The sequence below is a fragment of the Mesorhizobium sp. WSM4829 genome (assembly GCF_055811475.1).
Genome location: NZ_JBVVQJ010000008.1, coordinates 176,309 through 189,192, shown reverse-complemented (window position 1 = coordinate 189,192; position 12,884 = coordinate 176,309). Strand labels below are relative to the sequence as shown.

General features: G+C 60.8%; 14 protein-coding genes. 6 read left to right on the top strand and 8 right to left on the bottom strand.

The features are described from left to right. Window positions 1-140 precede the first annotated feature (140 nt). Window positions 141-1,034 (top strand): LysR family transcriptional regulator, encoded by an 894-nt coding sequence (locus AC0L17_RS10795; protein WP_473515804.1) that lies wholly within the window; start codon window positions 141-143, stop codon window positions 1,032-1,034. Window positions 1,035-1,510: 476 nt separating this feature from the next. Here the strand turns inward: AC0L17_RS10795 and AC0L17_RS10790 are convergent, their stop codons facing one another. Next, window positions 1,511-1,744: a hypothetical protein gene (locus AC0L17_RS10790; protein ID WP_473515803.1), complete on the bottom strand. Its 234-nt coding sequence runs from the start codon at window positions 1,742-1,744 to the stop codon at window positions 1,511-1,513. A 515-nt stretch (window positions 1,745-2,259) separates the two neighbouring features. Here AC0L17_RS10790 and AC0L17_RS10785 point away from each other — a divergent pair. The 4 genes from AC0L17_RS10785 to AC0L17_RS10770 all read left to right on the top strand — a co-directional run bounded on the left by AC0L17_RS10785 (window position 2,260) and on the right by AC0L17_RS10770 (window position 6,078). Then, the gene (locus tag AC0L17_RS10785) at window positions 2,260-3,213 is read left to right on the top strand and encodes a sugar ABC transporter substrate-binding protein (protein ID WP_473515802.1); all 954 of its coding nucleotides are present in this window, start codon (window positions 2,260-2,262) and stop codon (window positions 3,211-3,213) included. Between the two features lie 80 nt (window positions 3,214-3,293). Further along, window positions 3,294-4,406: an ABC transporter permease gene (locus AC0L17_RS10780; protein ID WP_473515801.1), complete on the top strand. Its 1,113-nt coding sequence runs from the start codon at window positions 3,294-3,296 to the stop codon at window positions 4,404-4,406. After that, window positions 4,406-5,185: an ATP-binding cassette domain-containing protein gene (locus AC0L17_RS10775; RefSeq protein WP_473515800.1), complete on the top strand. Its 780-nt coding sequence runs from the start codon at window positions 4,406-4,408 to the stop codon at window positions 5,183-5,185. The genes AC0L17_RS10780 and AC0L17_RS10775 overlap by 1 nt, the downstream gene beginning before the upstream one ends. A gap of 104 nt (window positions 5,186-5,289) precedes the next feature. Then, window positions 5,290-6,078 (top strand): intradiol ring-cleavage dioxygenase, encoded by a 789-nt coding sequence (locus AC0L17_RS10770; protein ID WP_473515831.1) that lies wholly within the window; start codon window positions 5,290-5,292, stop codon window positions 6,076-6,078. Window positions 6,079-6,149: 71 nt separating this feature from the next. Here AC0L17_RS10770 and AC0L17_RS10765 read toward each other — a convergent pair whose 3' ends face one another. From AC0L17_RS10765 to AC0L17_RS10735, 7 genes are read right to left on the bottom strand one after another with little or no spacing between them, the layout of a single operon-like run. Next, complete coding sequence (locus tag AC0L17_RS10765; protein ID WP_473515799.1) at window positions 6,150-7,220, bottom strand: 2,3-butanediol dehydrogenase; 1,071 nt, start codon at window positions 7,218-7,220, stop codon at window positions 6,150-6,152. Then, window positions 7,217-8,464, bottom strand: coding sequence for an MFS transporter (locus AC0L17_RS10760; RefSeq protein ID WP_473515798.1), 1,248 nt, complete (start codon window positions 8,462-8,464; stop codon window positions 7,217-7,219). The genes AC0L17_RS10765 and AC0L17_RS10760 overlap by 4 nt, the downstream gene beginning before the upstream one ends. Next, a complete protein-coding gene (locus AC0L17_RS10755; RefSeq protein ID WP_473515797.1) occupies window positions 8,439-9,239 on the bottom strand; it encodes an SDR family NAD(P)-dependent oxidoreductase in 801 nt (266 codons plus the stop codon). Before AC0L17_RS10755 ends, AC0L17_RS10760 begins: the two co-directional genes overlap by 26 nt. Window positions 9,240-9,265: 26 nt before the next feature. Next, on the bottom strand, window positions 9,266-10,051 hold the full coding sequence (locus AC0L17_RS10750) for an SDR family NAD(P)-dependent oxidoreductase (RefSeq protein ID WP_473515796.1): 786 nt from the start codon (window positions 10,049-10,051) through the stop codon (window positions 9,266-9,268). Between the two features lie 8 nt (window positions 10,052-10,059). Then, entirely contained in the window at window positions 10,060-11,136 is a 1,077-nt protein-coding gene (locus tag AC0L17_RS10745) for a maleylacetate reductase (RefSeq protein WP_473515795.1), read from the bottom strand. Between the two features lie 5 nt (window positions 11,137-11,141). Next, entirely contained in the window at window positions 11,142-11,429 is a 288-nt protein-coding gene (locus AC0L17_RS10740; RefSeq protein ID WP_091600589.1) for a YciI family protein, read from the bottom strand. Then, entirely contained in the window at window positions 11,426-11,779 is a 354-nt protein-coding gene (locus AC0L17_RS10735; RefSeq protein ID WP_077378143.1) for a Dabb family protein, read from the bottom strand. The genes AC0L17_RS10740 and AC0L17_RS10735 overlap by 4 nt, the downstream gene beginning before the upstream one ends. 42 nt (window positions 11,780-11,821) lie before the next feature. On the opposite strand from AC0L17_RS10735, the gene AC0L17_RS10730 reads away from it, so the two are divergent. Further along, window positions 11,822-12,805: a LysR family transcriptional regulator gene (locus AC0L17_RS10730; RefSeq protein WP_473515830.1), complete on the top strand. Its 984-nt coding sequence runs from the start codon at window positions 11,822-11,824 to the stop codon at window positions 12,803-12,805. Window positions 12,806-12,884 lie beyond the last annotated feature (79 nt).

The following is a 12,884-nucleotide window of genomic DNA, read 5'->3' as shown; positions in this document are numbered from 1 at the left end:
GGGCGTTCGGAATCCCCGCGGTACCAGGCAGTCCCGAATGCTGGCTCGTGCCGGCGAGGCTGCGCGGAGCATAAAAATGTCGAGACAGGCATGCTGATTATCCGCCATGATCCTCATGGATATAGAAATGAGGTTTATAGGTGAGAAGAGGCGACTTCAGCGAATGGGCTGTGTTTATCGCGGTCGCCGAGGAGGGGAGTTTTACACGCGCGGCCGCAAAGCTCGGCCTCTCCCAATCCGCGCTCAGCTATGCGGTGCGCATGCTCGAACAACGGATCGGTGTGCGGTTGATCTCGCGAACGACGCGCAGCCTGTCGCTGACCGAGGCAGGCGAAAGGCTGCTTATCAGCCTGCGGCCGGCATTCGACCATATCGACAGTGAAATTGCTGCGCTCACGGCGCTTCGCGACAAGCCTGCAGGCACGATCCGCATCACCACGTTCCGGCATGCCGCCCAAACTGTCCTGTGGCCGGTATTGTCGAAACTGCTGCAGAACTATCCCGACATCACGGTTGAGGTCCATGTCGATGAAGGTCTCACCGACATTGTCGCAGAGCGCTTCGACGCCGGTATCCGCATGGGCGAACAGGTGCAAAAGGACATGGTGGCGGTCCGCATCAGCCCGGACGTCAGGATGGCAGTCGTGGGATCCCCGGCCTACTTTGCCAATCGTCCCGCCCCGCAGACACCCCGCGACTTGAGCGAACACCGATGCGCAAGCTATCGCCAGAACACCGGGGGCGGCCTTTATGCCTGGGAGTTCGAACAGGACGGTGTCGAACTTGAGGTCCGGGTCAATGGACCGGTTATCTTCAACGACAACGAGATGCTCTTGCATGCCGCGGTCGATGGCTTGTGTTTGGTGTACACGTTCGAAAACCAGATATCCCAGCATATTGCGGACGGCCGCCTGGTCCGGGTGCTGGAAGACTGGTGCCCGCCATATTCGGGCTACCACCTCTATTATCCAAGCCGGCGGCAGCATACTGCCGCCTTCACGCTTCTGGTCGACGCTCTCCGATACAGGGGATAAGGGGCGGCCGACCATTGATCAATCTGATTTCTAACTTCATGCCGATTATGCCGTCTAATCGGCCGGCGCGACCCCTCAGAGAACGCGCTGTCGCACTCGCCCGCGAAAAGGGTGAAGTGCGAACGTGCGACCTAACTGACATTGGAATTCCCCGCTGTTATCTGGCCCGCATGTGCGACGAGGGCCTGCTCATCAAGGTCGGCTATCGGCATTTATCGCGCCACCAATCATGAGGCGGCATGATCCGATCTTGGCCAATTCCCGGAGAATGGCAATGTCTGCAGCGGTTCGATCGCGCGAATGGAAGCCTTGGCGAGAAATCGGCGACGTCCGCCCACGTTCGACATCGAGGGCGAGAGCTGCCCTCCGAAGGCAGAGGCCGCTGGTTCGAATCCAGCCGGGTGCTGCGGCTGTCCGAAATCTGTATACATATTTCGGACGAGACATTGTCGTCGAAGTGAGGACAGCGCGCGCGTTCAGCCGGCCAACAACTTCCTGGCCATCCATTGAGCATCGCTCGCCCGTTGCGGTCCGTCAACCTCGGACCCCGCGACGGCGCCGTCGAAGAGCACCATCAGCGCGCGAGCCGTCGCTTCGGAGTCCTTCACTCCGGCCGCCGTCGTCCACTCCCGGAGGCGCTCCGCGAACCACGCTCGCTGATCGTGAGCGATGGAGCGCGCCGGATGCGCGGCATCGGTGAGCTCGCTCACCGTGTGCCGCAACGGACAGCCGCGGAAATCCTTCGACTCGGCCTGGGCGAGCGCATAGGCCCTCGGTAGCGGACCACAGAACCAACCAGCCCCATCTGGAAATAAATCCTCGGAAAGGGGCGCCCGCCTTTTTAGTGCCCGGTATGCGTTAGAGATCGCACTTAAGCGGGTGACGATCTCCCATTCTAACCGTCACTGGTCCGTCGAGTGTGGGATTGGGCGTGCACGTCCTCTCCCATCAACGCTTTCTCACCCCGCGAGCTCGCCTAGTCGCAAGGTGAACGACGACGTCGGACCAATGGCGCAATTCATGCCGACTTTGCCTTGGTCGTGATGCGGACGGCGTTCTGCCGGCAATTATTGCGTGATCTGCAATAGTGTTTTGTGCTGGCCCCAGTTCATCCCACGACAAGATAGCTGCATAAATCCCACGCTGGCGGTTGAGGGGGACCGTGGCGCAAAGCGGAGAACCCGATTGCGCCAGTAGAGCGACAGTCAAAAACGTGGAGGAGCAGATGAAAAACCTATCGTTTAAGGCGATGCTGTTGGCGAGTCTCGCCGCAACAGCCGCAATGGGCGTCGTACAGTCAGCAAGCGCTGCCGACGAGAAATACGTCCTTATCCACCATTCGCCTGACAGCGAGACGTTCTGGAACACCGTCAAGAACGGCGCCAGCCTGGCAGCAGAGGAAGTTGGTGCAACCGTCACGTTCCGCAATCCGCCGTCCGGCGACTTGGCGGACATGGTGCGCATTATCCAGCAGACGACCGCCGAGAAGCCCGACGGGATCATCGTTACGATCCCCGATCTTGAAACAGTGGGCGGCGCAATCGCGGACGCGGTTGCCCAAGGTATTCCTGTTGTGACGATGAACACGGGCACGGCCGAGGAATCCAAGAAACTCGGCGCTCTGCTGCACGTCGGTCAGCCTGAATTTGAAGCCGGCAAGGGCGCCGGTGAACGAGCAAAAGCCGAAGGCATGAAGTCGTTCCTCTGCGTGAACAGCTTGTTCCCCAATGTGGCAGGGCAGCAGCGCTGTGAAGGCTTCGCGGAAGGTCTGGGCGTGCCTCTGGGCGAGCAGATGATCGACTCCGGCACCGACGCGGCGGAAATCGCCAACCGAGTGAAGGCTTACCTTTCGAGCCATCAGGACACGGGCGCCGTTTTGACCCTCGGCCCCATGACCGCGATTCCGACGATCAAAGCGCTGAAGGACAACGGTATGGCGGGCGACATCTACTTCGCGACCTTCGATCTCAACCCCGACATTTCGCAGGCGATCAAAGATGGCGTCATCAACTTCGCCATCGACCAGCAGCCTTTCCTGCAGGGCTACCTGCCGGTCATCACGCTGACCAATGATCTCCGCTATGGCGTGCTGCAGGCCAATTCGGTGCTTTCGGGACCGGGGTTCGTCACCAAGGACAACCTTACTCTCGTCGAGTCGCTGGCCGGCAAGTACCGGTAAGCGCCTCGCCTCCCGGGGGCGGAAGCGACCTGCGCTTCCGCCCTTCCTTTCCTACAGATCCCTTTTCCGGGCAAGATCAGATGACGTCCACAACTAGCACCGACGAGCGCCTCAAGCGGAACTCACTCCTGCGTCGATCGCTCGTTCGCCCGGAGCTTGGAGCAATTGGCGGCACGGCAGCCGTGTTCGCTTTCTTCCTCATTCTCGCCGGCGGCACCCAGATGTTCGCCCTGGACGGTGTCATTAACTGGAGCACCGTTTCGGCGCAGTTCATCGTGCTGGCCGTGGGCGTGTCGTTGTTGATGATCGCAGGCGAGTTCGATCTGTCACTCGGGTCAATGGTGGGCTTTTCCGGCATGGTCTTCGGCCTGCAGGTCATCCACGTCGGCATTCCGGTCTGGGTAGCGATCGTGCTGACCTTTGTGGTCTGTGCCTTGATTGGCACCATCAACGGCGTCCTGGTCATTCGCACGGGTCTTCCGTCTTTTGTCGTGACGCTGGCCTTCATGTTCATCCTTCGCGGCGCGACGATCTGGAGTGCTATCACCTTCAACAAACAGCCGGTCGTATCGGGGATCGGTGATGCTGCAGCGGGCGACCCCATCGCCTGGCTCTTCGGAGGTAAGGCGTTCACGGGCCTGTTCCTCTGGCTGGGTCAGCAGGGCATCATCGAAACGTACACCCGAGGTACGCGGGCAGGGCAACCGATCGTTGATGGCATTCCCATGCTGATACTTTGGGCCATCGGCCTGGTGATTGTCGGGCAGTGGATTCTGACCCGTACCAAATTCGGCAACTGGATCTACGCCGCCGGCGGTGACCCACAGGCTGCCCGCAACGTCGGCGTCCCCGTGGCTCGAGTGAAGGTACTGATGTTTATCGTTGCCGCAATATGCGCAGCGCTCCTCGGCATCTCCCAAGCGATCGAGTTCGGGTCGGCTGCGTCTGATCGCGGCATTATGAAGGAATTCGAGGCGATCATATGTGTCGTCATCGGCGGTGCATTGCTCACCGGTGGCTACGGGTCTGTGGTGGGTGCCGCTCTGGGTGCCGTTATTTTCGGTGTGGTCCAGCAGGGTCTGTTCTTCACCAACGTCGAGAGCTCACTCTTCCGAGTGTTCCTTGGCACGATCCTTCTCGGCGCAGTTGTGGCCAACACGTACATCCGCCGCTCGATCACTGGAGAAAGGTGATGACCACGCCAATCCTGGAAATGATCGATATCCAGAAGCACTTTGGCCGCATCATCGCCCTGTCCGGCGTGTCGTTCAGTGTCATGCCGGGTGAATGTCACTGTCTGCTCGGCGACAACGGCGCCGGTAAGTCGACGTTCATCAAGACGATGTCGGGAGCCCATACCCCGACTGGTGGCGAGATGAGGGTAGCAGGCGACACCGTTCATTTCACAAGCCCTCGCGAGGCGCTCGCTGCCGGTATCGCCACCGTCTATCAGGACCTTGCGATGATCCCGCTGATGAGCGTCAGCCGGAATTTCTGGCTCGGCCGCGAGCCAGAGGCCGGCTTCGGCCCCTTACGCTGGCTGGATTTCAGGAAGGCCGATGCCATCACACTCGAGCAGATGAAGCAAATGGGTATCAATTTGCGGGAGCCGGGTCAGGCGGTTGGCACTCTGTCGGGAGGCGAGCGACAGACCGTCGCGATCGCGCGTGCCGTCTATTTCGGCGCCAAGGTGCTCATTCTCGATGAGCCGACCTCGGCACTTGGCGTGCGCCAGACCGCCAATGTGCTGACGACAATCGACCGGGTACGCAAGAAGGGCATCGGCGTCGTGTTCATCACCCACAATGTCCGGCACGCGATGGCGGTCGGAGACCGGTTTACCGTTCTCAACCGCGGCAAGACGCTTGGCACGGCCGATCGTGGGCATATCTCATCGGAAGAACTGCAAAGCTTGATGGCCGGTGGGCAGGAACTCGCCCAGCTCGAAGCGTCGCTCGGAAAAACGATCTAGGGATCGCGTCGGAGGGCGGCCCGGATTGGGAGCCCGACCGAGAGGAGGTCGAATTGTCAAGGTACCTGAATGAACAGAATTCGGTCGAAACGGTCCTCGCGAGGATGGGCGATGGAACGAATGCTCGTCTTCGTACCGTTATGGAGTCGCTGATCAATCACCTCCATGGTTTCATTCGCGATATCGAACTCACCGAGGCAGAGTGGGAGATTGCAATCGCGTTTTTGACCCGCACCGGGCAGATGTGCAGCGACACGCGGCAGGAATTTATCCTGCTTTCGGACGTGCTCGGTGTTTCGATGCTCGTGGACGCGATCAACCATCGGCGTCCCACCGGTGCCACGGAGAACACGGTGTTTGGTCCATTCCACGTCGACGGGTCGCCCGAACGGCAGATGGGTGACAACATCAACCTCGATGGCAAAGGTGAGCTTTGTCTTTACGAGGGCCGTGTCCTCGATCTTGACGGCAATCCGATAGAGAACGCCTATGTCGACGTCTGGTCAGACAACGACGAAGGCTTCTACGACGTTCAGCAGCCCGACATACAGCCGCCGTTCAACAACCGCGGCATCTTCAGAACTGGCTTGGACGGTCGATACAGCTTTGTCGGGATCAAGCCGACTTCATACCCCATTCCAAACGACGGTCCGGTGGGACAGATGCTCGAAAAGCTCGAGCGTCATCCTTTCCGCCCTGCGCACGTGCATTTCCTGGTTGGCGCGAATGGCTACGATCGCCTCTGCACGCACATCTTCGTCGCGGGAGACCCGTACCTGGAGTCGGATTCCGTGTTTGGGGTGAAGGATACGTTGATCGTCGCCTTCGAGCCGCTCGTCGACGCGCCGACCAAGTGGGAAGCTAAATTCGACTTCGTTCTGAAGCGACTGTAGAACCCTCGCCGGCGGTTCACGGCAAAGGGCGGACATTCGCGCAGCTGCGTCGGCGACCGCAGGCCCGGCAGCTAAACGCCCAGCTCGACCAAGATCTTCATTTTGGTCCCGCTCGGATCCAGCAACGGCTTGAATCCCTGCTCGACGATGTCGTCCAAGGCAATCGTGTCATCGATTAGGCGTTCAACGGGCAAACGGCCGCTTTCGATCATTGCGTAGACCCGCGGCCATAGTGTCGTCGGGTAGCAGAGCGACCCCTGCAGTCGAATATCGCGCGTGATCAGGTCAAAAGGTGAGAACTCAACCTTGGCGTTGGTGAGGCCGACCAGCACCACCGTTGCCTGCGAGCGCGCCGACTTGATGCAGTCGGCAATGGCTCGCGGGTTGCCCGCGCACTCGATAGCTGAATCGCATCCGAGGCGCTCGAATGTGTGCTCTCGAATGAAGTCTGCAAGCGGCGTCTTGCTAGGGTCGATCGTGATGACCGGAATGCCCAACGACTCGATGCGCCTGCGGCGGGCCGCATTGGGTTCGCTGAGGAATATCTTGCCGGCGCCAGCGGCGTCGGCGGCCATGACCGTAAGCGCCCCGATCGGGCCGCCACCAGTGATCAGGATCGAGCCGCCCGGCTCAAGCCCGCTGCGGTCGACTGCGGTCACCGCGACAGCCGCCGGCTCCACCATCGCTCCCTGTTCAAAAGTCAGGGTGTCAGGCATTTTGACGGTCGCGGATGCCTTCATGACCGCGAAATCCGCGAACCCTCCCCAATTCCATGTCAGGCCAGTCGCGGCCCCGCGGGTGCCAAGGAAATGCAGGCCGCGAACGCCGAAGTAACCATCGGCCGGGCCCATATGCGGCTGGATCGCCACGCGGTCTCCGAGCTTCAGGTGGGACACGTCGCTCCCAACGGCCGCGATTTCACCGCTGAACTCGTGGCCGAGAATCTGCGGAATTGAGGCCCCTGAGAAAGGGTTGGGCTGAGCAGATATGAAGTGGGGTCCGTCGGCAAACTCGTGCAGGTCGGTGCCGCAAATGCCGCACAACCTGTTGCGGACAAGAACTTCGTCCGGCTGCAGGTCGACCGGATCCGGAAGTTCCTCAACTCGGACGTCGCCTTTGGCGTAGAAGCGGGCAGCTCTCACTTTCGAACTCCTTTGGAAAGTGGCGGCGCTTGCAGCGCCAGAAAAATCAGATGCAGTGTCAGGGCGAGCAGGGGGCCTGAAGCGCCTGCAATCACAGCGCCAAGCCAACCAAAGCTCTCAATCGCCCAAACGCCGACGCTGGCGCCAGCCGCCCCACCGACGAAAAAGGCTGCCATGAAGAGGCCGTTGAGGCGAGCCCGTTCGTTAGGGTGAGCGGAAAAGAGCTCACGTTGGCTCATCACCAGGGACACGGGGACGGCGCCGTCGAGAAGGAGGGCACCAACCAGAAGGGCCGCCAGCCCAACCACGCCACCCGATCCACCCCAGCCGGCAACGAGCCAGGACAGGACGCCGGCGCTGAGGGAGAGCGTCGTTCCCAAGGTGATCGCTCCGCGGTCAGCTACTCTCCCGGCCAGAGGTGACATGATCGCGCCGGCGGCTCCCGCCAGCGCCAGGAGTGCGATCTGAACTTGGTCGAGGCTGTATGGCGGCCTGCTCAGAAGCAGGGGCAGGGCCGTCCAGAAGAGGGTGTAGGAATAGAACATCAAGAATTGGTAGGCGGCCCGACGCTGAAGCAGGCGGTTGCCCAGAGCGAGGGAACCCATGGATTTCAGCATCGCTCCATAGCGAAGCTTGCTTTCCGGCTGTCGCGCCGGCATCCGAGCGAGGATCAGCATAGCGGCGCCCAGGCAGATGGCGGCAGAGACGAAGAAGACCGACCGCCAGCCAAGGGGTCCGGTGATCAGGCTCGACACAGGCCGAGACAACATGATGCCAGTCAGGATGCCGGACATGACTCGCCCAACCATCAACCCCTGGCGCTTCGGGTCGGAAAGCGCGGCCGCATAGGGAAGCAGGATCTGGACGGACACTGACCCGACGCCGATACCGAAGCACGCGAATAGGAAGAGCGTCGGCGAGGTTGCCAGTGCCATTGTGATCGAGGCGGCGAAGCCGACGACGAGCACTGCCAAAGCCAGGCGTCGGTTCTCGAGCGCGTCAGCGAGCGGCACCAAAAGGAGCAGGCCAAGACAATAGCCCAGCTGGGCAAGCGTCACGATGATACCAGCACCTTCGGGCGCGAACCCAAGCGTGCCGGCAATTTCCCCGACGATGGGCTGTGCGAAATAGAGGTTCGCGACGATAGCACCGCAAACGCAGGCGACCGCGAACTCGAAGCCAGCCGGCAGCCGATCATTGGGGACGGAGACATTCACGTCAGATGATGGATCGGATCGAGCCACCGTCGACGCCCCAGACCGAGGACGTAACGAACGAGGCCAGATCAGAGGCGAGGAACAGGATGACGTTCGCGACTTCGTCCGGCGTCCCGAGCCGCTGCAGCGGCAGCTGCCGAAGTTTCATTTCGTGCTCGACGGCCGCCTGCGGCTCCATCTTATGGTACTTGCCCATCGTCTCGGCGAAGCCCCCGGGTTTCTCCCAAAAAGGCGACCAGATGGGGCCGGGAGCAACAGCGTTGACGCGGATCTTGGGAGCCTCGGCTCGGGCCAATGCCTTGGTGAGGGCGAGGATTGCGGCCTTCGATACCGAGTAGTCGACCGGCACCGGTTCTGGCTGTCGCGCCAGGTCCGACGCATTGTTGACGATCACGCCGCCATTGGCCCGCAGGATTGGAAGCGCTTTGCGGGTCGCTCGTACATAACTCATGAAGTTGAGCGAAAGCGTTGCATCCCACGCCGCGTCATCGACGTCGTCGAAGCTGCGGATGGCGCCGGAACCAACGTTGTTGACGAGCACGTCAACGCGGTTCCCGAAGCCTTTCAGAAGCTCGTCCATGCCGCGAGACACTCCAGCCGCTTCCGAGAGATCGGCGCTTGCGGAGTGAACCGTGACACCATGGTGACTGGCGACGGCAGCGACCTCTGCCAATCCTTTCTCGTCGATATCCAACAGTCCGAGGTCGGCGCCTTCCTTGGCGAAACCCAAGGCCGTGGCGCGGCCGATGCCATTGGCGGCGCCGGTGATGATTACGACCTTTGCCTTGAGACCAGTGTCCATATTGCTTCCTCCCAACGATCGTGAGTTTAGACGGACGCCCCTTCGGCGCCGGTTCGGAAATCGAAACCAGCAGTCAATCCACCATCGGCGATCACGTCTGCGCCAAGGAGTGCCGTTGCCCCATCCGACAAGAGGAACAACGCTGCTTGCGCGACCTCACTTGCCTCGAGGATGCGGCCTTGCGGCTGTCGATTTGCCCGGGTTGCCAGGAACCTGGAGCTGTCGGTGGCGCTCTCGACGTGTCGCTTGAAGAGGCCAGCCATCATGGGACCGGGACTCAGAACGTTGATCCGGATGCCTCGCCGTGCGTGGTCGAGTGCTGCTGTTCGAGCCAGCTGACGCACGGCTGCTTTCGATGCGTTGTAGATGGCCAGCTGCTGCTCGGCCAAGGTGGCGTTGACTGACGCAACCGCAACGATGGCGCCACCGCCGTTCGCCTCCATCCGAGGGATGATCATCGCCATCCCCAAGGCGGTGCCGGTCACGTTCACCGACATGGTGCGCTCGATGCGCTGGGGTGTCGCTTCAGGTAGATTGCCCACGTCAAGGATTGCGGCGCAGGTCACGAGCCCTAGCGTTGCGGACGCTTGGGCGTCGAGGAGATCGACCACCCTGTTCCAGGTACTTGTATCAGCGATCGAGCCGGTGACCTGTTGGTACCGGGTAACGGATTCGAGTGCAGATGGCGCCATATCGACGCCGACCACCTGACAGTTGCTCTGTAGCAGTTGCCTGGCCACTTCGAGCCCGAGACCCGACGCTGTCCCAGTCACAACGACGATGTCGGGCAGCCGCAATTCAAGCGAACCCATTCGATCACCTATTCAACCAGAGGGGGGAGGCCGGCGTAGGCGCGATAGAGGAGTCGCCCAATCCGATCTTCATCGAGCTGCCGCGGGTTCCAGTAGGGGTTGGACAGAGCCAATGCGCGGGCCTTACCAAGACCCTCTTCCGGCATGCCGATGTTCTTGAGAGCGCGCGCGGCTCCTACCTGGCCGGCGAGTTCGTAGAGCGCTAGGCTAGGGTCGTCGGTTTTCAGAACGCGCTTCAGGCGATCGATGGCATCCGGGACTGCCGGCGCATTGTAGGCGAGGGCATGAGGCAGCATGATGGTGTGCGTCTCTGCATGCGGGAGGTCGAACGTCCCGCCGAGCGTATGGCAAAGCTTGTGGTGCAGGGACATGCCCACGGCCCCCAGGCACGTTCCCGCCAGCCAAGCACCGTACAGGGCCAGGGATCGTGCTTCCTTGTCCCGCTGATCAAGCCTGATCGTGGGCAAGGCCTTGGCCAATGCACCGATGGCTTCGCCCGCCATCAGGTCGATAATCGGATTCCGGTCCTGAGCGTAGAGCGCCTCAACCGCGTGTGCGATAGCGTTGATGCCGCTGGTTCCTGAGAGGGCGACCGGTAGGGAAAGCGTCAGGTCGACATCGTAGATCACCACTTCAGGCAGGACCTTCGGCGAAGTGATCGTCTTCTTCTGACCGTTCGCCGTTTCACCGAGGATGGGCGTCATCTCAGAGCCGGCATAGGTGGTCGGGATGGCGATCTGCGGCAGATCGGTGCGCAGGGCCAAAGCTTTGCTCAGGCCAGTCGTCGAACCACCGCCAATGGCGATGAGCCCGTCGACATCCTTTTCCTGAATGTCTCGCATCGCTTGTTCGGTGACATTCACCGGAGTGTGCATCGCGGCGCCCGAGAACACCCCAACTGACTTCGCGGCGAGACGGGAGGCCACCGTCAGCGCAAAGTCCTCCTGCTGGGGTGTCGAGAGGACCAGAACCCGCTGTAGCCCCAGGCGGTCGACTTCTTCTCCGACCTTTCCAACCGATCCCGCGCCAAAGACCACTCGTGACGCATTGGCGCTGTAGACGAAACTCTCAGGCAGCCTTGCCATTTTGCTCACTCCCGATTGTCAACGCGCAGGTTGAATTGCTTGATGCTGATCTCGGCCCATACGCCCGACCGGTTGAAGGGGTCGGCAGCGTTGAATGCTTCAACCTCAGCCACACTGGAGGCCTCAAAGACGAACAGCGACCCAATCATTGTGGCGCCGTCGGCCGCTAACAGCGGTCCGGAGATTACGGTCCTCATCTTTCCCGCGGCCAGATAGGCCTTATGCTCATCGTAGTGAGCAAGACGGATATCGATCGCGTCTGGATGATCGATGCAGTGGACGGCAACCTTCATGGCGAGGGTTCCTCCGTTGACACGTAGTCGACCTGGTACCGCGCAATACGCACACCCTGGAGCTCGTCACGTATCTTCAGGTGGGCGGGATGGTTGGCATATGCCTCCAGAGCTTCGGCGCTCTCGAACTCTGAGTATAGCACCACGTCGCAGGCGTAATCGACGCCACTGAAATCCACGCCTACTTCAATGTGCAGAAGGCCCGGGATCGCTCCGAGTAATGCCTCAAAGCGCGATTTGACCGCTTCTACCGCAGCGGCTTTCTGGCCGTCGGCGCTTGGAAGGAGGTTCCACATGACGACATGTTTAACCCGCTCCCTTTGCCCCTTCTGTGCCGCCAGCTGATCCATCCGTTCCCTCTCAAGCCAAGTGACCGCGCGACTTTGACGGAAGTGATTGCATTTGCTTGGGAAGCGATGAAGACTGGCTTTCTCAAAACACCTTTCCGCCGGATGCAAAAAGTGGATCGTTGGACCGAGCTACAGGTGTTCCTCAAGATCGTTGAGGAACAGAGCATGACAAAGGCGGCGGATGCCCTTGACCTCTCGGTTTCCGGAGTTAGCCGCCACCTTGTGAATCTGGAGACGAGGCTCGGTGCCCGGCTGGTTCAACGATCCACTCGCCGGCTCAGCACGACCACCGAAGGCCAGCAGCTCTACTTGGACGCCCGAGACATCGTGGCGAACTGGGAGGAGGCCGAGGCAAACGTTACGGCCCGGGCTCATGCGCCAACCGGCAGGTTGAGGGTGGGGGCCTCTCTGTCGTTTTCGTTGCTGCATCTGATGCCGGTGGTTCAGCAGTTTAGGCAGCGCTACCCCAGTGTGCTGATCGAAGTGGTGGCATCCAACCGCTATTACGACATCATCGAAAATGGACTCGATCTTGCGATCCGCACGCGTCGCGTGGAGGCCGATAGCTCCATTACTATTCGAAAGCTGGCCGAGACGCGCCGGCTGTTGGCGGCGTCACAGGAGTACCTCGATCGCCGCGGCGTCCCGAAGCATCCCAGCGACCTCAAGGACCACGACCTGATCCTCTACACTCTGGCCGACAACTGGAATCACCTGAACTTCCGCAAGGGCGAGAATGCTGTAGCCGTCGAGGTCGATGGCATCATCAATGCCAATGACGGCCAGCTCATTTGCGCGGCCGCTCGCGACGGTCTTGGGATCCTGGCGCAACCAACGTACATCATCCAGAAAGATCTCGAAGCCGGGCGCCTTGTCCGCGTCCTCGATGATTGGGATCTCCCGAGGCTGACAATGAATATCGCCTATCCGAGCAAATCCTTCATGCCTGCCCGGACCCGGCTGTTCCTCGACTTTCTCGTCGAGCAGTTCCGCGCAAACAACTACGAGGAACTGTGGACTCGGTAGGCCGATTTTTGCGCGCCACGCAACACAGTTTTCCCAGCGACCGGGTTTATTCTCGCACGGTAGAACGTTAGCCAAAACG